Origin of the sequence: Actinomadura rubrisoli (genome assembly GCF_004349215.1) — a bacterium.
Lineage (GTDB): Bacteria > Actinomycetota > Actinomycetes > Streptosporangiales > Streptosporangiaceae > Spirillospora > Spirillospora rubrisoli.
Genome location: NZ_SMKU01000014.1, coordinates 1 through 20216, shown reverse-complemented (window position 1 = coordinate 20216; position 20216 = coordinate 1). Strand labels below are relative to the sequence as shown.

The 20216-nt window shown below is 71.8% G+C and carries 13 protein-coding genes; all 13 read right to left on the bottom strand.

Features of this window, described 5'->3' with window-relative positions; genetic code table 11:
• Positions 1-25: 25 nt before the first annotated feature.
• Positions 26-1087 (bottom strand): SDR family oxidoreductase, encoded by a 1062-nt coding sequence (locus E1298_RS05610; RefSeq protein ID WP_165975313.1) that lies wholly within the window; start codon positions 1085-1087, stop codon positions 26-28.
• Between the two features lie 11 nt (positions 1088-1098).
• On the bottom strand, positions 1099-1374 hold the full coding sequence (locus E1298_RS05605) for an acyl carrier protein (RefSeq protein WP_131889678.1): 276 nt from the start codon (positions 1372-1374) through the stop codon (positions 1099-1101).
• A 32-nt stretch (positions 1375-1406) separates the two neighbouring features.
• Positions 1407-3029 carry an AMP-binding protein gene (locus E1298_RS05600; protein WP_131889677.1) on the bottom strand — a complete coding sequence of 541 codons (1623 nt, stop codon included), beginning with the start codon at positions 3027-3029 and terminating at the stop codon, positions 1407-1409.
• Positions 3026-4264 (bottom strand): cytochrome P450, encoded by a 1239-nt coding sequence (locus E1298_RS05595; RefSeq protein WP_131889676.1) that lies wholly within the window; start codon positions 4262-4264, stop codon positions 3026-3028. The genes E1298_RS05600 and E1298_RS05595 overlap by 4 nt, the downstream gene beginning before the upstream one ends.
• 192 nt (positions 4265-4456) lie before the next feature.
• A complete protein-coding gene (locus E1298_RS05590) occupies positions 4457-5680 on the bottom strand; it encodes a TIGR02679 family protein (RefSeq protein ID WP_131889675.1) in 1224 nt (407 codons plus the stop codon).
• A gap of 13 nt (positions 5681-5693) precedes the next feature.
• The gene (locus E1298_RS05585) at positions 5694-9830 is read right to left on the bottom strand and encodes a TIGR02680 family protein (RefSeq protein WP_131889674.1); all 4137 of its coding nucleotides are present in this window, start codon (positions 9828-9830) and stop codon (positions 5694-5696) included.
• Positions 9827-11044 carry a TIGR02678 family protein gene (locus E1298_RS05580; protein ID WP_131889673.1) on the bottom strand — a complete coding sequence of 406 codons (1218 nt, stop codon included), beginning with the start codon at positions 11042-11044 and terminating at the stop codon, positions 9827-9829. Before E1298_RS05580 ends, E1298_RS05585 begins: the two co-directional genes overlap by 4 nt.
• Positions 11041-12618: a TIGR02677 family protein gene (locus E1298_RS05575; RefSeq protein ID WP_243725409.1), complete on the bottom strand. Its 1578-nt coding sequence runs from the start codon at positions 12616-12618 to the stop codon at positions 11041-11043. The genes E1298_RS05580 and E1298_RS05575 overlap by 4 nt, the downstream gene beginning before the upstream one ends.
• 1852 nt (positions 12619-14470) lie before the next feature.
• Positions 14471-16504 (bottom strand): tetratricopeptide repeat protein, encoded by a 2034-nt coding sequence (locus tag E1298_RS05570; protein ID WP_131889671.1) that lies wholly within the window; start codon positions 16502-16504, stop codon positions 14471-14473.
• A 361-nt stretch (positions 16505-16865) separates the two neighbouring features.
• Entirely contained in the window at positions 16866-18098 is a 1233-nt protein-coding gene (locus E1298_RS05565) for an MFS transporter (RefSeq protein ID WP_243725412.1), read from the bottom strand.
• Positions 18099-18102: 4 nt separating this feature from the next.
• Positions 18103-19221, bottom strand: a complete 1119-nt coding sequence (locus tag E1298_RS05560; protein WP_207944461.1) for a cysteine synthase family protein — start codon at positions 19219-19221, stop codon at positions 18103-18105.
• Between the two features lie 71 nt (positions 19222-19292).
• Positions 19293-19736: a hypothetical protein gene (locus tag E1298_RS05555; RefSeq protein ID WP_131889669.1), complete on the bottom strand. Its 444-nt coding sequence runs from the start codon at positions 19734-19736 to the stop codon at positions 19293-19295.
• Between the two features lie 118 nt (positions 19737-19854).
• On the bottom strand, positions 19855-20216 hold a 362-nt coding region (locus E1298_RS47750; protein WP_207944460.1), incomplete at its 5' end, for a WYL domain-containing protein.

The following is a 20216-nucleotide window of genomic DNA, read 5'->3' as shown; positions in this document are numbered from 1 at the left end:
GCCCCTTCAAGACTGTCGCTGCGTTTTAGTTCAAAGCGTTTTCCGTTATCGCGAATTTCAGGGTATCGCCTCCGATGACCCGATCGGTATTGCTCCTGTCGAAGGTCTGGTGCCCGACGGCATATTGAAGGTCGAACTCCATGATCTCGGCCAGCCGGACGTCGAGTGCGGTCATCTCCGGATTCCGGGTCGACAGGATCGGCTCCGGGAGCCCGGCGCGGCGGAACATTTCCGGGTACACGGTCCCGATCTTGGTGCCGATTTTGTTGGTGATATGGAAGACTGTCGCGGTCGGGCCGAGGGTGCCGACATCCGCCAGCGCGCCGGCGGCCAGGTCCACGGGTACGAAATTGAGTTCGGTTTCGGAATCCGCTGGAACGGTGAGCTCCTCGGTGCCGGAGGTGAGATGGATGTCGCGGAAGACCTGGAGCTTGCCCAGGAGTCTGCTCACCGGCGTGCCTGACGGCGCCTTGCCGGACGTACTATGCGCGCTGATGATGCTCGGCCGCATGATCCGCCACGGCACGGCGCTTCTGGAGACGAGTGTCTCGGCTCGCGCTTTGGAGGACTCGTACAGGTTGCGCACCGGACGCGCGAGATCGGGAAGGACCTCGAATCGAACGCCGTCGCCGCGCCCGGCCACGTATGCCGTGCTGACATAGTTCAGTTGCGCGTCTGTGGCCCTGCACAGGTCCAGGGCCTGCTGGACCGAGCGGACATTGATCGTCTCAATGTCGGCCGCAGCGGTCTCGTGATATTGCAGGGTCGCCGCGCAGTGCCAGAAAAGAGCGGCGCGCGGCAACCGGCGTTCAGACAGCCCGAAGCGGGAATTCTGGATATCTCCCGGCAAAGGGTGGCAGCGGCTTTCGACAGCGCCGGCGTGCAGGTGCCGGGCCGAGCCGTAGGCGTTCGCGGCCGAGCGCAGAGCGGCTGTGATCCGCTCCATGGCCTGGTTCTCATCGCCTGCGCGGACCAGGCACCAGATGTCGGAAGTCGTTCGCTGGAGCAGCTCCAGCAGAAGCGCCGACCCCAGCAGTCCGGTGGCGCCTGTGATGACGTGCGGCCGTGTCATGGTCGGGTGGGTCATGGTCGGGTGGGTCATGGTCGCCGCGCACTTGCGGAGGCCAGTGCCAGGAGGACCTGATCGACGAAATCGTTGATCGACCAGGTGGCCTGCTGCCGGGAGAGGATCCTGACTCCGAACTCATCCTCGATACGTGCGGTCGCCCGCATCAGCTTGACCGACTCACCGCCTTCGGTACGCAAGAGCACGGTCGCCGGATCGAGCTGCTCGCCGGGGACTGAGAATTCCGCCGAGACGATGTCGGTGACCGTTGCCAGGATCCGTTCGCGGTCACCATCGGGGGAGCTCATGTTCCCTCCTTCCTGTCAGGCAGCCCTTCCTGTTAGGCCGCCGAGGTGTACTGCGAGCGCAGCAGAGCCCGTTGCCATTTACCGCTGGGGGTTCGCGGGATGCCTCCGGGTCGGCGCAGCTCGACCAGGACGCTGCCGATGCCCAGTCCCTCAAGCACCGCGGACCGGATCTGTTCCTCAAGCGCGCTCATGTTCCGTTCTCGGGTCTCTGCGATGACCATGACCTGCTCGACACCGTGCTTTCGCGCGGCGAAGGCGACGCATCTTTTCCGGTGGACGCCCGGAAGGTCGCGGACGAGCGTCTCGACGTCCTCGGGGAAGATGTTCTGACCGTTGATGATGATCACGTCTTTAAGCCGGCCGGTCACGTAGAGCTCTCCGGACAAGATGAAGCCCGCGTCCCCGGTCCGGAGCCAATCGTCATGGAACGGATCGGGTGCGTCGCGTGTTCCGGTGAGGTAGCCATGCAGCAGGCTCGGGCCCTTGAGCTCTATTTCCCCGAGGGCCCCTTCCGGAGCGGGCCGCCCTTGGCCGGTGCAGATCCGCATCGACATTCCGGCGACCGGCTTTCCGACCGACACAAAGGACACCGTCTCGGGCGTGGGGGCGGGCACCGGACGCGCGCGGCCGTGGGAGAGCTGAGCGCGGTCGACGGCCAGGGTCTTGGGTCGCGCTCCGGGATCGGGGAACGTGGCGCCCAGGGTGACCTCGGCCATGCCGTACACGGGATACATCACGGTGGCCGAAACCCCGTGCGGCGCCAGCGCTTCGGTGAAGCGTTCCACCGTATCCGGGCGCACCGGCTCTGATCCGTTGAAGGCCAGCCGCCATCGCCTCAGATCGAGGTCCGGAACAGACTCCGCGGAGACGGCGGAGGCGATCAGGTCGTACCCGAAATTGGGTCCTGCGGTCTGCGTCGCTCCGTTCGCGTCCAGGTACCGAAGGAAAGCGATGGGGTCCCGGATGAACTGGGCAGGGGACATGATGTGAACGTCCGCGCCCGCGAGAGCATGGGCGAGGGGCGTGATGAGACCCATGTCGTGATGATGGGGAATCCACTGCACATAGACGTCCTCGTGCGTCGTGGACGAGCTCACGGAGATCGCGCGCAGGCCGGCGAGGACCGCGGCGTGGGTGAGCATGACGCCCTTCGGCCTGCTGGTACTGCCGGAGGTGAACTGGAGGACCGCGAGATCGTCGTCCAGGATGCGCGGTCCTGATGTCGTCCCGGCTGGACAACGGACGAGATCCGGGTAGCAGAGCGTGGTCAGACGCGGATGGCGTCGCCGCAGGATCTGAACGATATCGCTGTAGGAGTTCTCGGTGACGATGAAGCGGATGCGGGCGGTTTCCACAATCGCGGAGACTCGGGCTGCTTCGGACTCGGGGTCGCGGTAGAACGGGTGCACTGTCAGCGGGCAGATCGCGGCGCCCGCAGCGAGTCCTCCGAGGAGTGTGCACCAGGCCCCCTTTCCAGGTGACAGGAGGATTCCGATCGGCTCGGTGGCCACGCCCTTGCCCGCGAGGCCCGCGGCCACCGTGCGCGCCTGCCGCAGCATCTCGCCGGCTCGTAGCGCCTCGCCCGTCTCTGGAAAGTGCCATGTGCTCTGCGGGAACTCGGTGGCGGCCCGGTCGAGCGCGTCTGCGATGTTCATGCGCGCGTCACCGCCGTCCGGGATTCCGCACGGACCTCAAGGCGCTCGAAGTTCCGGACCACCACGCGGTCGGCACGAATGGGCTCGGAGGCCAACCGCAGGCTGCCGAACCTCATGGCGACCTCGTGGAACGCGGCTGTGGCCGTGGCCAGTGCCAGCTCTGCGCCGACGCAATGGTGAGTACCGAGACCGAATGACATGACCTCTTTGGGGTCGGTCTTTCCCTCCAGGAACCTATCCGCCCGAAAGGTCTCGGGATCGGGGAACTGCCGCGCGTCCCGGCCGATGGCACCGAAGCAGACGAGGAGCATGGCGTCTTGGGGGATGGGGACTCCCTGGACGATGGTGTCCTCTAGGGCGATCCTGGTTCCGTACTGGACTGGCGGATCGTAGCGGACGACCTCCCAGACGAACGAACGAAGCAGCTCGCGATTGTCCTTAATAGCGTCGAGCAGGTGGGGATGGCGGCTGAGTTCGACCAATCCGCTTCCCAGGAGCGACACTGTGGTCACCGTGCCCGCACCGAACACGAAAGCGAGCAGGTCGAGCAGGCTCTGCCGGTCTTCGGATGCCCAATGTGGCCTGAGGTAGTCGATCAGGCCGTCCGGTCGCGTCCGCCCGGAATTCAGCAGGTCATCGAAGAAGGCAAGGATCTTGGGTACGTCCAGGTCGGCCTCCGCCAGGTCGTTCCCGGGCGGGTTGAATTCGTTCGCCCTGAGCACGGAGTCGAGCCAGCCGGCGAGCCGGTCCATCTCCTGGCGCGAAAGCCCGGACATCTCTCCCATGACCGCATCGGGCAGCCGAATGAACTTCTCGGTGGCGTCGACCACATCCGTGGCGTCCTGCGGTGCCAATGCCGCCGCGTACTCCTCGGCAAGGCGCTCTATCGTCGCTTGAACCGCCTGGATCCGCCTCCGGTCGAAGAACCGGACGAGCAACCGGCGGGCGGGCTGATTGTCCGGCGGGTTCTGGTACATCAGGCTGCCGTAGATCGTGACGACCGAAGGGTGTTCACGCCAGCCGGGCCAAGTGCGGTCGGCGTAGGCGCGGTCAGGCACGGCGAAGATCCGCGGATTACGAATGATTTCGACCGACTCCGGATAACCGGTAACGATCCCCCGGTGTGACCCGACCATGTATATCGGGTCGCTCTCCCGCAGGTCCTTGTAAGAGGGATACGGATTCGACCTGCCGGACGGTGAGAATAGCGTGAGGATGGATTCGGTGCTGGTCACTGGCCGCTCCCCCTCTCATATCCGGGCTACCTTCAATTGGGTCCCCGGTAGGACCGTTCTTATAGAGGAGGCACGGGTCGAAGGTGTCGCGCTTGACGCTCATGTCGCGCTTTCCCCGCCCGACCTGCATCGCGACGCCGAGGCGGCCGCCCTAGCGTGAAGCCGGGGCGAGCGAGCGTGGCGAAGACACCGTCAGGAGGCGAGGTCGGCCAGCAGCAGGGGGATCAGGCGTTCCTCCATGACGGCGCGGCCGGTCTCGTGCATGCGGGTGGCGAGGTCGGGGTCCCAGGGGCTGGGGGCGGCGGCACCGCGGAGTGGTTCGGAGTCTCCGGTGGCCAGGGCCGCCTCGTAGTCCGTGGTGGACATCCGCCAGGGCTCGGCGGCGTAGCGGGTGATCGCGGCGGCGGTGGTGCGCAGACCCGTCCAGTCGAAATCGCCGCGCCAGCGGACCGTCGCGCCGGCGTCCGCCAAGGTCTGCAGGAGCCGGCCCGCCGCCGCCGACGGGATCCCTTCGGTGCAGATCAGCGGGGCGGTGGCCGGGGCGGAGACGGCGGCGCGCAGGACGGAGGGGTTCTCGCAGACGTGGACCGTCGCGGCGTCCGGGGCGATCGGCATGGTGACGAGCTGGTGCAGGGTGATCCGGAACGGGGTGCGGCGGGCGGCGGCCTGGGTCAGCCAGCCGGCCAGGGGATGGTCGCCGTGCGCGGGCAGGCCGAGGACGAGGACCTGGCTGGACAGGTCGTCGACGATCACTCCGGCGGGCTCCCACAGGGCGCGCTCGGTCTCGGCGTCGCGCGGCGGTGCGGTGCCCGAGCGCAGGGCGAGGGCGCGCAGGACCAGGCTCGCCAGCGGGGTCCCGGACAGGGCCTTGGTGTCGCCGGTGGCGCGTTCGGCGACGACCGGCAGCGGGGTGCCCGGAGCGGGGATCAGGTCCAGCACGGCGACGGCGGCGGCGATCAGGTCGAGGTCGTCCCGGCGGATCAGCCTGGTCAGCGTCCCGTCGGCGGCCAGCCCCTCGGCCCATTTCTCGTACCAGGCGGCTCCCGCGTGCCGGCCGGCGGAAAGCCTGTCCGCCGCGGCGCCGCGCGCCGCCCGTTCGGCGGCGTCGACGCGGGCGCGGGGCGTGATCGGACCGGTCAGTGCCTCCACGGCCGACCGCAGGTCGGGAGCGATGCCGGCGTCGGCGAGGGTGGAGGCGACCCGGTCGAGCGAGATCGTGACCGAGCCGCCGCGCCCGGCCCGGCCCGAGCCGAGCAGTGCCCGGACGGCGCGGAGTTCGGCCGGGGTGGGGTGGGACAGGACCAGCGGCCCGGTCAGCGGCCGGCCCAGTTCGACCCGGCGGGCCAGCGCCGCGAGCAGCCGGGCGAGCGCAGGATCGCCGAGCGTGCGGCGCAGCCTGGGCAGGTCGCCGTTCATCACCGTCCCGCCCTCAGAACAGTCCCTCGCCGTCCGCACCCGGATCGGGCGCCGGTGGCGCGGGCGGGCGGGCCCGCGTGTCGCGTTCGACGCGGACGGGTTCGTGGCCGTCCCATTCCCAGGTGGTGACGTGGACGGCGTCGACTCCGTCGCGGCGGACCAGGTGGTGGGCGGCCAGACCGGGGACGGTGGCGTAGAAGCCCCACTCGCGTTCGGAGGTCATCACCACGTCCAGGTCGAAGGTGGTGAGCAGGCCCAGGCACTTGGCGCGGGCGTCGTCGTCCACCCCGGCGAACGCCTCGTCCAGTGCGACCATGCGCGGCGCGTGCGGGTGGGCGGATCGGTAGTGCGCCGACGCGGCGGCGAACAGCGGCAGCGATACCGTCAGCACGCGTTCGCCCCCGGACGCCGGGCCGATCGCGCTGCGCCAGCGGCCGTCCTGGTAGCGCTCGATGACGAAGTGGTGCCAGGACCGGTAGTCCAGGGCCTCGCGCAGATGCTCCTGCCAGGTGCGGTGCTCGTCCTCGGCACGGGCCCGTTCGATCTCGCGTTGCAGGAAGTCGCCGACGGCGGAGCGGTCGGCGGGTGACCACAGGTCGGCGTTCTGCCGCAGCAGGCGGGCGCGGGCCTCGGCGAGCCCGGCGGGGGCGTCCGGGCTGGGCTCCCAGCGGAGCCGCAGCCGCATGCCGGTGGAGGTGGGGCGTTCCTCCAGCTCGGCGTTCATGAACCCGACCTGCGCCTCGGCCTCGCCGATGAGCTCCTGGAGATGGCTGGCGACGTCGTTGATCAGGTGTTCCTCCAGCAGGTCGCGTTCCTTGGCGGTGAGCATGCGCTCGCGGTAGTCGATCTCACCGTCCAGCAGCTCGGTCAGTTCGCCCGGTGCGCGTTCCCGGCCCTGGAACTGAATGGTGACCACGAACCAGTCGTCCAGCCCGGCCAGCGCGTGGTGACCGTGCCTCGACAGCGCCTCGGACAGGTCGGAGTAGTAGCGGGTGATCTCGTCCTGGACGCGGCGCCACGCCTCGTCGCCGTCATCGACGTCGCGGAGCCGTTCCTCGGCGCGGCGGGCGAGCCGGACGGCGGGGTCGGGCGCCCAGGGGCCGTCACCGGTGACGGGGACCTCCACGGCGCAGGAGAGTTCGAGCAAGCCGGTGGCGGTGAAGCGCTGGAACTCGGTGACGGCGGCGTCCCGGCGGTCGCCGGCCTCGGTGAGCTGGCCGGTGAGCTGCTCCTCACGGCCCTGCGCTCTGGCGCGCAGTTCGCCGGCCCGACGGTGCTCGCCGTCCAGGCGGCGGATGGCGGCGTCGAGTTCGACCAGGCGGCGCCTGGCGTTCTGCAGCCGCTCGCGGAGCCCCTCGACGGACGCGCCGATCGACTCGCGCAACGCCTCCAGGCGCCCGCGCTCCTCGGCGGCGGAGACCTCGGCCTCGCGGGCCTCCGCGGCGGCCTCGCCCGCCGCCGCCTCGGCCACCGCGAGCTCCTCGGTCCAGGTGGTGAGCTCGGCGAGGCGGTCGGCATGGCGGCGCGCGGCGGCCAGCAGTTCCGTCGTCGCCCGCCGGTAGTCCTCCAGCGCGGAGCGGACGGCGGCGAGTCCGTCCAGGTCGGTGGGCAGGCCGACGTCGGCGGCGGCCTGGTCGCGGTCGGCGGCGGCCACGGCGTGGTCACGTTCGGCCCAGCCGGCGTCATCGGCGGCGCGCTCGACGCGGACGCGGGCCTTCTCCAGCTGGCCGGCGGCGCCGGTGACGGTGCCGTGCGCGTCGCGGAGGAGTTGGTCGGACGGTTCGCGACCGAGTTCGGCGGCGAGCACGGCGCGGCGGCGGTCGACGGCCTCGGCGGCCGAGCGCGCCTGCGCGAGGGTGTCCTCGGCGTCCTCGATCAGGCCGGTGAGCTCGGCGAGACGGCGGCGGCGCGCCTCCTCGCGGGCGCCCGCGCCGACGTAGCGGGCGGCGTCCTTGGACCAGGCGCCGTGCAGCGGTCCGAGCCGCCAGCGGCCGCCGGTCGCCACCCAGGCGGCGGTGTCCTGCTCCCCGAGACCGATTCCGGCCAGCACGGCCGTCACGGTCCGCGGCGCCAGTGCGGCGGCGCGCTCGTCGTCGGTGTCGATCGCGGCGGTCAGCGCGGCGGTCAGCGGACGGGCGGCGGGGACGCCCGCCCGGGCCATCACGTCGTGGGTGTCAGGGTCCAGCAGCGTCCCCTCCGGGGTGATCCAGGCGTCCAGCAGCCCGGAGCCCTCCAGCGCGGCCTCCAGCCCGGCCCGGTCGGCGGGACCGAGCCCGGCGGTGAAGTCGACGACCTGCCACAGCGGGGCGCCGGGACCGGTGCGGGTGTCCGCGCCGCGGGTGCGGGGCGGGGGCGGCCGGTCCACGACACCCGATTCCAGGCGGTCGCGTTCGGCGGTCAGCTCGCCCAGTTCGGCCCGTGCCGTCTCCACGCGTGCCGCGGCCTCCGCGCGCGCGGTCGCCAGGGTTTGGTGAGCCTCGCCGGCGGCGGTCCGCAGCGCGGCCAGCAGCGGGTGTGGGCCCTCCAGGCTGTCGGCCCAGCCCGCCAAGTCCAGGTCGTCAGGGTCGGGAAGGGTCAGCTCGGTGAGTGACCGGCCGTAATCCCGCCACTGCTCGACATGGCGGTCCACCTGCGCGGCGAGGGCGTCGGTCGCCTCGCCGAGCGCGTCGGCGGCCGCGTCCCGGTCGGACTCGCGTTCACCGAGGACGCGGCGGGCCTGCGCCAGATCCGCCTCAGCCTGGGCGGCCTTGCCGGCCAGGCGGGTCACGTGCGCCACGGCCTCGGCACGGCCTTCGGCCAGCCGCGCGATCTCGCGCCCGGCCGCGACCAGGGTGGCCTCGGCGGGCGGGGCGAGGGTGATCGCGGCATGCCGGTCACCGATGCCGGCGCGTCCGGCGGCGTCCGCGGCCGGGACGTGCGCGTCGGCCAGGGCGGCGGCGCTGCGCTCGGCCGCCTTGGCTGCCCCGTCCCGCCGCGCCAGGCGTTCCGCACGGGCCTGCTCGGCGCGCTCGGCGGCCCGTCTGGCGTGCGCTGCGGCCTGCTCGGCCCGCTCGGCATAGCGCTGCGCGTCGGCGAAGTTCTTCAGCCGCGGGTCGGAGCCGAGCTCCTCGCGGACCGCCGTCTGCTCGGCGTGCTCGACCCGCGCCGTCTCCAGGCGACCGGCGGCCTCGGCCTCCTCACGTTCGGTACGGTCGATCTCCTCGCGCACCCCGGCCAGCGACCGCTGCACGGCCTCGTACGCACTGTGGGCGGTGCGCAGGTCCCGGGCTTGGCGGCGCGCCGCGACCGAGGCGTACCGGCGGTAGCGGTCGAGGAAGCGGGTCACGTGGCCGCGGGTGTCGCGCAGGCCGGTGAGCTCGGCGCGCTGCTGTTCCAGGTCGTGGAACGCGGTCGCGATGTCGCTCAGCACCGCCTGGTCGAGCGGGGTGAGGGCGTCCGACAGCGCCCGTGAGAGCCGCTTCTCGTCGGGTCGTTTGGACAGCTGCGGCTGGCGGAGCTGGATCAGCAGGCTGATCAGCGCGTCGTACCGTTCCTCGCCCAGGTGGAACAGGTGCTCGTCCAGCATCCGCCGGTAGCGTTCCGCGCGCTGGGTGACCTGGCCGTGCAGCCCGATCGCCTCGGTGAGCCGGTCCCGGGTGAGCGCCGCGCCGCTCGGGCCGATGAGGAACAGGTCCTGCCCGATCCGCTGGGAGGTGATGAAGAACCATCGGTCGGCGATGCCGCGCCCGGCGACGGCCTTCAGCCCGGCCCCGACGGTGAGGTAGACGTGCTCGCCGTCCTCGGCGACCCGGCCGAACTCCAGCCAGGTGTAACCCAGCCGCTCGTCGTAGCGGCCTCCCAGCAGCAGGTTCCATTCCATCCGCTTGTTGCGGTCGCCGTCCGGCTCGACCCGGCTGGGGGTCAGGTCGCCGTCCAGCAGGAACGGCAGGGTGAGCGCCAGCACCTTGGACTTGCCGGTGCCGTTGTTGCCCCGGAACAGCGCCCGGCCGTCGCGGAACCAGAACTCCTGATGGTCGTAGTAGAAGAGATCGACGAGCCCGGTGCGCGACGGCTGCCACCGACGGGTGCGCGCCACTGGAAGTTCCGCCGCGGCGGAGCCGTCGGTGCCCGGGCCGGAACCAGGGCCACCGGGACGGGTGGTCGCCGTCATGACGGGTCCTTACTTCCGATGATGGTGGCCTCCAGGTAGCCGAACCGGGCGAGCGCCGGAAGCGGCGTGACCTCGTCGCCGTGCCACCGCACCAGCCGGAGCGCGGCCAGCCGGAGCAATGCGTGCGCGGTCAGGGTCCGTTCGGCGCCCGGGTCGCCGACGTTCTTGCGCCAGTGCGCCCTGTGCTCGCCGATGAACTCGGCCATCCGCCGCTCGGCCGCCGCGACCGGGACGATCTCCTGGCGCGCCCGCAGCCGTTCGGACAGGTACTCGGCCAGCAGCAGGGTCGCGTGCCCCTCGGTGCCCTCCTCCGGCATCCCGAAGTCGGTCGCCTCCCGGGTCGGGTCGATCAGGGCGATGCCCTCGGCGCGGACCTCGGCCATGAACCCGGTCGCCTCGGTGAGCCGCTTGAGCAGCGGGCCGCGCTGGATATCGAGATAGGTGCGCTGCTCGGCGGTCAGGTCCGCGTAGTAGAGCACCGGATCGTCCAGCAGCCGCCGGGTGATGGCGTGGCGGATCGCCCGGTTGCGGCCGTCCTCTGTGTCGGGGACCAGGTCCTCGGTCACCGCGGCGAGCCGCGCGCCATGGTCGCCCGCCGCCACGAGGGACGGGCCCCGCCGGGTGGACAGCAGCACGGCCAGCACCCGGCGGTCCACGTCGTAGAGCGCGTCGCCGCTGCGGTTGACGAACGCCTGCTCGTCGCCGGCCACCTTCACCAGCGCCCCGAGCGACAGCAGCAGCTGGGCGACCGCGACCAGGTCGCCGCGTTCGTCCCTGTCCTCCATGGTGAAGGCGATCCCGGCGCGGGTGATCTCCTCGTCGGCGGCGAACGCCACCACCCGGTCCACCAGCCAGCCCAGCGTGACCTGTGCCTCCGCGCGTTCCAGCGCGGCCAGCGCCAGGCACGCCAGCACGTAGCGGCGGCGGCTGAACGGCTGCCTGGCCCGCGCCCCGCCGTCCTTGACGCTCGCGGCACGGCTCCCGTCGCCCAGATCACCGGGGACCTTCCGGAGCCTGGCGACACCGGGATCGGCGCGCAGCGACCAGCCCGCCTCCCGCGCGAACCACTGCGCCAGATGCCCGGCATGCTTGCGCACCAGCGCGTACTCGGCGTCGCGCGGTGTGAGCAGCGGCGTGCGCAACAGCGCCCGGACGGCCCGGCGCCGCTCGGCGTCCCGCTGCTCGTCCAGCACATCGGACAGCGCCCCGGTCACGGGACCACCGCCCGGTCGGGGCTGATCAGATCGACGACGGTGATCTCGTGGTCGGGACCGCGCAGCACGCCGTCCTCGGTCACCACCTCCGCCAGACCGTCCACCGGCTCCAGCGTCACCGCCAGCGCTCCGTCGGAGGTACGGGTCCGGATCACCCCGTCGGGGCCGGGCGGGCCCGCCGCCAGCGCGTCGCCCAGCAGCCGCAGGAAAAGCCCGAACTCCTGCCGGTCCAGCTTGCCCAGATCGCTGAGCCGGGTGGGCCGTCCGGTGGCCAGGCGACGGCGGGCCGCCTCGGCCTGCTCGCGCTCGGCCGCCATCTCCCGGGCGAGCATCTCGCGTTCGGCCGCACGGTCACGGACCTGCCGGGGCGCACCGCGCCGGGCGTACCGGCCGCTGGCGCGCAACCTGGCCGACACCTCCACTCGCGGCGCGTCCAGCCAGCTGGCGGCCGCGGGCACCTCGGTGGGCGACACCCCCGGCTCTGCGGTGAGATGCCGCGAGGTGGACAGGCCGAACGCCGCCCGCCACAACCGGTGGGCGTCCTCGTCGGTGGGCGCCTGGGCGAACCAGCGCGCCAGCGCCCGGAAGTCTGCGGACCGGTCGCTGCGCCCGGCGCGCCGCTCCTGCAGCACGCTGATCGTGGCCAGCAGGTCCGGGATCGCCTTGCGAGCCCGGGTACGGAGCAGGTCGGCCTGGCAGGGGTGGCCGCGGCCACCGACGAACCAGGACCACAGGCCGGACCAGCGGCTCTCCCAGAGCGCCAGCTTCTCGGCGGCGGCCGCGCTCACCGCCGCCGCGGACGCGTCGTCCCCACCGGATCCGCCGACCCCGGCCTGAACGGCCACGGCGTCGGGAAGGGCATCGACGGCCTCCCGCTCGGCGGCCAGCGCCAGCAGCGCCGCGACCCGCTGCGGCGGCAGCGCCCGCAACGTGGTGGCGATGTCATGGTGCTTGACGACCAGTTCGGACACGAAGCGTTCGAGATAGGCGATGAGCCGGTCCTTGTAGGCCAGGAACGCCTCCTCGTCGACGTCCTGGAGGTCGATGGTGCGCTGGAGCCCGCTCATGAACGCGCTCGCGTTCGCCGCCAGGCTGTCCAGCCTGCTCATCAGCTCCAGCAGCAGGTTGTGGACGACGGCGGGATCCGGATGTCCGGGCAGATCGCGCAGTGCCCGCAACCGCACCCGGATGTCCTCCAGCGCGACCGCCTGCAACTCCCCGCGCCGCCCGATCTCCCGCTCGTACACCTCAAGGGCGCGTTCGGCCGCCTCGCCCTCGCGGCTGAGCTGGTAGAGGTAGCGAGCCCGGTAGAAGTCCTCGACGGTGGTGACCCTGCTGGTGTCGGGATCGGCGCGCAGGTTCCCCCAGTCGGCCAGGCTCTCCAGCGCCTTGTCGACCGCCTCCTGCCCGAGCGCCGGGCCGCCGTCCCGTCGAAGCACCTCGGCCACGTCCTCAGGCCGCAGGTGCACCACGAACCGGCGCTTGTTGTCGACGAAGACCCGCATGATCCGGCGATAGGTCTCCGACAACGGCGCATCAAGGTGCGCGAACGGCCTGGTGATCAGCTGCGCCACGAACCTCCTCGGACGAACCGCGTCGTCATCCCTCCTCGGACATTCTCCCGCCAACTTCGCGCCGAACAACCGCATTCGGTGACATCGCCCAAGCGGCGCGTCTCGGCCCATCCACGGCCCCCGACGCCTGCGCCCGGCCGGTGAGGGGCGGAACCGCAGGTCAGCCCGCCCGGCCGCCGTCCGGTAAGGTCAGGCCACTGTCGACGAATCCTAAGGGCGGACGTGTTCAGCAGGCTGCGCGGGGCGTCCCGGAGGGGATCGGCGACCGGTCGGTGGGACACCATCGCACCCCGGCGGGAGGTTCTGGCGGTGGCCCGGACCGTCACGTCCGCGGCCCGGCTCCTGGACGTGCTTCCGGTGTTCGACGGTGACACCCGGGTTCAGGTCACCTTCACCGTCAACGGCGGCTCGGCCTTCGGTGACGGCCTCCCGGAGTTCCTCCGCGACCTGCGGGCCCGCGTCGTGCCGTGGCGAAGCGCCGTCCGGACGCGTTTCGACCTGGCGATCTCGGCCTCGGCCAACGGCGAGCTGCACCGGTTGCGGGCACCGGTCGCCGTCTTCCCCCACGGCGTGGGCCACAATCGCCTGGTCGTGGAGTCCACCGGGCAGCCGGGCGTGGCCTCGGGCCTGGCGGCCAGGCAGCTGATACACCGGGGAAGGGTCGTTCCCGCCCTCATCGCCCTGTCTCACGAGGAGCAGCTCGAACGGCTGCGGCGGGCGTGCCCGCCCGCCGCCGAGCACGCGGTCGTCACGGGCGACCCCAGTTTCGACCGCATGGTGGACAGCCTCCCGCTCCGCGACGAGTACCGGCGGGCGCTGGGCGTCAGGCCCGGGCAGGGGCTGGTGGTCCTGACCTCGACCTGGGGCCCGCACTCGCTCCTCGGAAGGTATCCGGACCTGCCCGCCCGGTGGGTCGCCGAGCTCCCGGTCGACCACTACCGGACGGCGTTGATCATGCATCCGAACGTCGCGGCGCGGCACGGCCGGCACCGGATCGAGGGCTGGCTGGCGGAGGCCCTCAACGCCGGCCTGATGCTCATCCCGCCCGAGGAGGGCTGGCGCGCCGCACTCGTGGCCGCCGACTGGGTCGTCGGCGATCATGGGTCGGTGACCTATTACGGGGCGGCGCTGGAGCAGCCGACGGCGCTGGCCGCCTACGGCGGCGCCGAGCTGGACCCCGAATCGGCACTGGCCGCGTTCGGGCGCTCACATCCCCGGCTCGACCCCGGACGCGGCCTGCGCCGGCAACTCGACGGAATGAGGACCACCCCGATCGCGCACGAGGCGCTGGGGATGCGCGGCCGTGCGGCGGGCAACCTCAGAGCGCGCCTGTACGAGCTCATGGACCTGGACCCGCCACCGATCGCACCACGCGCCCGCCCGGTTCCCCTCCCCCGGCCGATCGGGCGCGAGGTCTCCGCTCTGCTGATCGAAGGGCGGATCGACGCCGACGTGATCGAACTGGAGCGGCGCCCGGCCGTCCTGGACCACGACGATCTTCCCGACCCCCACCTTCTGGTCGACGAACGAGAGGTGGACCGGCGCCTGCTGGAAAGTGCCGCGATCTTCGTCCGCCGGGAACCACCCGCCGATCCCGAAGCGTGGTCCGAGCAGGTGTTCGCCCGCTTCCCGGGGGCCGTCCTCACCGCGGCGGCCGCCGGCGAGGGCCGCACGCTCCTCACCATGAGGGACGGCCGTCGCCTGGAGGCGCGTGGAGCCGAGGTCGCGGTCTGCGCGTCGACGGCCTACCTTCGCCTGCTCTCCGGCCATCCCGTGGAAGGCCGGACACTGGTCGCGGCCGGACCTGACAAAAGGCACGTCGAAGTAACCCCCCCCCCGTCGGTTTTGAGGTTTAGGTACCGGTGGTGTCGACGGCGGCCCGGAGCGAGCGGGCACGCCGCCGGTACCTCTCCGCGCTGTCCGCGTCCTCGTCCTCGGTCGCGTCGGCGAGCAGCTCCAGGGCTCGCGCCTCGCGCAGCGGCATGTGCAGCGCTTCCATGATCTGCACGGCGGTGTGGAGGGCCGCCCGCGCCTCCGGGCGGCGCCCCAGGCGGAGGTAGGCGTCGCCGAGCCGGACGCCGATCTTGCCCTGGCTCAGCCGATCCTGGATCGTCACCATGATCGGCATTGCCCGGCCCAGCTCCGCGACCGCCTCGGCGTACCGTCCGGCCTCGATGAGGACGCCCGCCAGGTGATAAGCCTGCAATGCCACGCCGCGCGGATTGTCCATCTCGGCGTTGATCGCCTGTGACCGCCGGAAGAGCTCGATGGCGCCCTCGTGATCACCTTGACGCTGCCGGACGAGCCCGGCCGACTCCAGAACGGCCGACTCCACCCGCCGGTGCCCGCACCGGGCCGCGGCTTCCAGGGCTCCGGGCAGCTCCGCCGCGGCGGCGTCCAGGTCACCGGCGCGCAGCAGGGCCCGCACCACCTGATTGAGCATCCGTGTCCGCGCCGGCGCGTCGCCGAGGTCGCGGGCCGCCCTGGCCGCGAGGCGTGCCACCTCAAGTTCGTCCGCATGGTGCGCACGGTTGTCATAGAGCGCCCACAGAGCCTCGCCGAACCACCACACGAGATCGTCCCACCGGTGCTCCGCCGCCGCGCGCACGGCCGCGACCAGATTGATCCGCTCCAGGTCCAGCCATTCGATGGCCGCCGCAGATCCGGCGAAAGCCTCATCGTCCACGGTCACCTCGGCCAGGCGCAGCCGACCGCCCAGGACCGCCTGATCGGCCGCACGCGCCCGGCCCAGATACCACTCGACGATCCGGCGCCGGACGTCCAGATGCTCACCGCCGGCCTCCGCACGCTCGCGCGCATGCAGGCGCACCAGGTCGTGGAAGCGATACCGGCCGTCGCCGAGTTCCTCCAGAAGGACGGCCTCCAGCAGCGTCTCGGCCAGCCGGGCCGCCTCGTCGCGGCCAACGCCGCCGGCGACGGCCATGGCCTCCAGCGAGAACTCCGGCCCAGGATGCGCGCCGAGCCCGCGATACAACGCGGCGGCCTCCTCCGGCAGATCGGCGTAGGCGGCGTCGAAGACGGCGCTCACGCTGGACACCCCCTCGACGGCGAGGCGCGTCATCCGCCGCCGCTCGTCGGCCAGCTCCGCCGAGAACCCGGCGAGACCCACCCGGCGGCCCGCCAGACGAGCGGCGCACACGCGCAGCGCGATGGGCAACCCGCCGCACAGCCGGACCAGCTCGGCGGCGGCCTCGGGCTCGTCGTCCACCCGGCCGTCGCTGAGCATCTCGCCGATGAGCCGGACACCGTCCCCGGTGTCCAGCGGTTCGAGGTGCACCGGCCTGGCCCCCGAAACCAGGAGCCCCGTCAGCCTGCGGCGGCTCGTCACGATCACCACGCTCCCCGGCGACCCGGGCACCAGCGGGATCACCTGGGCGGGCTGATCGACGTTGTCGAGAAGCACGAAGATCTTCCTGTCGGCCACCACCGACCGGTAGAGGGAACCGCGCTCGGCCAACCCCGCCGGGATCCACTCGTCGCCCACCCCGAGAGCGCGCAGGAAGTCCGCCAGCACGTCGCCGACCTCCACCCCGCCGCCATGACGCCGCGCGCCGAGATCGGCGTACAGATGCCCGCCCTCGAACCGGCTTCCCGCCCGCGCCGCCCAGTGCACCCCGAGGCCGGTCTTGCCCACACCGCCCAGGCCGCTCACCACGACCACGCGGGGCCCGGCGTTCAGCTCGGCGAGCAACTCGTCCAGCTGGGCCATCTCGTCAGCGCGATTCACGAACCCCGGCAGCGCGGCAGGCAACTGGCGCGGGACCAGGACCGGCGGGGGCGCGTGCGCCGACAGGTTCAGCGTGCCGATCGAGCCCGCCTGCACGGCAGTGCCGATCACCTGGCTCCCGCTGAGCTCGTTACTCATCCGCGAGGGATCCGGCGGTCTCGACTGGTCCACGCACCCACCCAATGCCTCGGCTGTCAGGTACCGCTCACGCAGAATCTACGCCAGGGCGCACACGGTGTCGCGCCGCACAGCCTCATCCACCACCGTGCGCGCCCAACCGCGCGGCATTGACCGCCATCGCGGCGTGAAATCTTCACCACGTGCAGGATCCTCCGTGGCCTGGCCGCCCCCGACGGCTGCTGCCGTCCCGAGCGGCAGCAGCCGTCCCTTGCCGCATTAACGCGTGGGGTAATCCATGGGTTCGCCCCTTGCGGACCGCCGCGCACCCGTCTGGCACCGAACAAATGTCACGGCCAGGATCGGATCTCGTGACCGGTAGCTATCTCGTGGCTTCGATCAGGTCGTGTTCTCTGGAGCGCGGATCGCTGAAGCCTGTCATGCCCGGGACGAGCAGGGTCGCGAGGGCGCTGCCCATGACCAGGAGCCCGGCGGTGGTGAGGACGATTCGGGCGCCGGCGGCCTCGACCATGGGCGGGATGAGGGCGAAGCCGACGGGGCTCATCCCGTAGGAGACCAGGAAGTCCAGGGACGAGATCCGGGCCTGGAGGCGGGCGGGGACCTCGCGCTGGATCGCGGTGAACCAGGGGATGTTGAAGACCTCGATCCCCACCCCGCCGATGGCGCAGGCGGCGATGACGATCCAGCTCTGGGACGCGTAGGCCAACGACAGCGGGACCAGGCCGTAGCTCCCGAGCATGATCATGGCGGGGACGCCGACGCGGCGGGGTCTCCATCGGCTCATCAGCACGGCGCCCGCGATCGCTCCGGCCGAGTAGGCGCCGAGGGCCAGGCCGATGAGCGCGGTAGAGCCGAACCTGTCCCGGCTCACCACGGGCAGCATCACGTACTTGGCCGCCTCGCCGAGGGCGAGCCAGGCGACCAGGGCGCCGAGTCCGGCGAGGAACCAGCGGTGCCGGCGCGCCTCGTCCAGGCCCTGCCGGAACTCGGTCAACATGGTGGTGCCCGCCTCCGATCGTGGCGCGGACGGGTTCTTCGCGGGGACGGTGCCGGCGAGCAGTGCGGAGACCAGCCACAACGCGGCCGCGGCGGTGAGGCTGAGGCCCCGGCCGAACCCGGCGTAGAGGGCCACCGCGGCGGTGGGGCCGCCGACCAGCCAGATCCGGAGGCTGAGGGTGGTGGCGGCGTTGGCCTCCTGGAGCCGGTCCTCGCCGACGAGTTCGGCGACGAGGGCCTGGTAGGCGCTGCGGAAGGTGCCCTCGCCCGCGCCCGCGCAGCCGATCGCGACGCAGACGGCCAGGAGGGGCAGGCCGGCGGCGAGCCCTACCACCGCCGTCGCGCCGCCGCGGACCGCGCTGGAGACGGTCAGGACGAGCGCGCGCGGGTAGCGGTCGGCGATGACCCCGCCGGGCAGGGAGCCCAGGACGAAGCCCAGCGTCCGCGCGCCGAGGACCAGGCCGAGCGCGGACAGGCCGTGCGGGCCGTCCAGGACGGCCAGTGTCAAGGCGGTCGGCATCATTCCGGTCGCCGCGGCGGAGGCGGAGTAGCTCAGCCAAAGGCGCCGGAACGCGCGTTCGCGCAGGAGCGTCAGCATCACCTCATCTCCACTCGGAGCGGGCCAGCACGAAGGTGGGCGAGCCGAGTTCGGCGGCCAGGTCGGGCAGGTGGTTCGCGCATTCGTCGGCCGGCCGGGTCGAGTGCGGGACGAGCTGCCGCGCGCGTCGCCGCAGGCCCTCGGGGTCGGCGGCGGTGGTGAGGCCGTGGTCCTTCAGCCAGTCGTCGTTGAAGGCGGTGGCCAGGTACCGTTCCCCGCGGTCGGCGGCGAGGAAGGCCACCTGCTGCCGGGGTTTGCCCTGCATGGCCTCGGTGAGCGCGACGGTGAGGGCCGCGCCGGTCGAGACCCCGGCGAGCAGCCCTTCGGAGCGCACGAGGGTGCGGCAGGCGCGGAAGGCGTCCTGGTCGGTGACCATGTACACCTCGTCCACCAGCGACAGGTCCGCCAGGTTCGCCGGCGTCCAGCTCAGCCCTACGCCGGGGGTCAGATAGGCGTGGGGCCGGCCGCCGAACACCGTGGAACCGTGCACGTCGACGCCGATGACCTTGACGTGCGGTGCGCGTTCCTTGACGGCGCGGGCGATGCCGCCGAGCTGGCCGCCGGTGGAGACGGTGCACACGACCGCCGCCAGGTGGCGGGTCTGGGCGAGCAGCTCGCGGGCGGTGGTGCGGTAGTGCGCCTGGCCGTTGAGCGGGTTGAAGCACTGGTCGGGACGGAACGAGCCGGGCGTCTGCCGGTGGAGCCGGTTGGCGAGCTCGATCCGGGTCTTGTGGAAGGAGCCGGAGTCGTCGGGCTCGTCCACGACGATGATCTCCGCGCCGAACGCCTCCAGCAGGCCGCGGTTGGTGGCGGTGAGCTTGGGGTCGACCACGGCCACCACCCGGTAGCCGCGGGACGCGCCGATCATCGCCAGCGCGATGGAGAAGTTCCCCGACGACGACTCGATGATCGTTCCGCCCGGGCGGAGCCGTCCGGTGCGTTCGGCGTGCTCGATGATGTGCCAGGCGGGACGGTCCTTGAGGCTGCCCGCGGGATTGGCGTTCTCGAGTTTGGCGATCAGTTGCGCTTCATCGGGGGTCGTGAGGTTGCGAAGGCGTACCACGGGCGTGCGCCCGATGACGTCCAGGATTTCCGGCATGCGGATACGGCGTGCCGTCTTCATGGGTGACGATCCTTATCAGTCGTGAAACGTGGCGGGGGGCGTGTTTCCGCGCCGGCATGGCGCGCGACTGATCAGGTTCGGAAAATGCAGAGCACGGCCAAGGCGGCGGCACCGGTGCGGTACCCCGCCAGGCCCAGGCCGTATAACGCCTCTCCTGGCAATTGCAGCGGCCCACCGGCGAGGCTCGTCGCCGCGGGCACGACGAGCGCGTCCGCCGTGGACAAGGGGACGTACACGGGCAGCCCCGTCACCTGGGAGTCAGGGATCGCCGCTTCCGGCGGGGCCTCATGACAGGGCTCGGCACTGGTCGCCATCTCCGGCGAGGGAGCCTTGACCTGCGAAATAGGGGCAGATCTCAGCGACTCCGCGGCGCTGGAGACGGCATGGTCGCCGTGGCAGTGCCCCAGCGGCACACACGGCGACCCGTAGGCGAGGAAGACCGCGACGACCAGCAGGCGGCGCAGACGCGTACCAGAACGCCTGCGCCATCGCAGAGATCGTCTCGCGAGTTCCACAATCCCGGGATGCTAACCCAGGCGTTCTCTTTCATTCCAGCGAATCAAGAGAGGCGCTTTTCAATGTGAATGCCGAACCCCCGCAGAAGGCCATCGGCGCAACCGGCCCCGGCCTGCCCTAGGGCATGAGGGAGGGTGGGGCTACGGCTTGGATGCGGGATGTGTGGAAGATTCTTTCGGCGACGCGCAGGCGGCACCAGGCGATGAGGAAGGGGGCGTCGAGGCGGATCTTCTCGATGACGCGGGTGGACGGGTTTCCCTCCCCGTTGATGTAGTCGATGCAGATCGCGGTGCCCGTCTCTACCGCGTGCGCCAGGAGTCGCCGTTCGGAGGGCGACAGGTGCGGGGCGAGTTCTGCCAGGTGGGTCGCGACGGCGCCTGTTTCGGCGGGCCGCTCTACCGATGTCCCGTGCAGGCGGGTGGCCAGTTCGATCGCTGGACGGCGCCGGGGGAGTTCGTCTGCCTGGGGTCTGCGGGGTG

Bases quoted from the DNA above. Each gene is read 5' to 3' on its own strand.
- E1298_RS05610 (WP_165975313.1), bottom strand. From the start codon at position 1,087: ATGACCCACCCGACCATGACACGGCCGCACGTCATCACAGGCGCCACC.
- E1298_RS05605 (WP_131889678.1), bottom strand. From the start codon at position 1,374: ATGAGCTCCCCCGATGGTGACCGCGAACGGATCCTGGCAACGGTCACC.
- E1298_RS05565 (WP_243725412.1), bottom strand. From the start codon at position 18,098: ATGCTGACGCTCCTGCGCGAACGCGCGTTCCGGCGCCTTTGGCTGAGC.
- E1298_RS05570 (WP_131889671.1), bottom strand. From the start codon at position 16,504: ATGAGTAACGAGCTCAGCGGGAGCCAGGTGATCGGCACTGCCGTGCAG.
- E1298_RS05585 (WP_131889674.1), bottom strand. From the start codon at position 9,830: ATGACGGCGACCACCCGTCCCGGTGGCCCTGGTTCCGGCCCGGGCACC.
- E1298_RS05560 (WP_207944461.1), bottom strand. From the start codon at position 19,221: ATGAAGACGGCACGCCGTATCCGCATGCCGGAAATCCTGGACGTCATC.
- E1298_RS05600 (WP_131889677.1), bottom strand. From the start codon at position 3,029: ATGAACATCGCAGACGCGCTCGACCGGGCCGCCACCGAGTTCCCGCAG.
- E1298_RS05590 (WP_131889675.1), bottom strand. From the start codon at position 5,680: ATGAACGGCGACCTGCCCAGGCTGCGCCGCACGCTCGGCGATCCTGCG.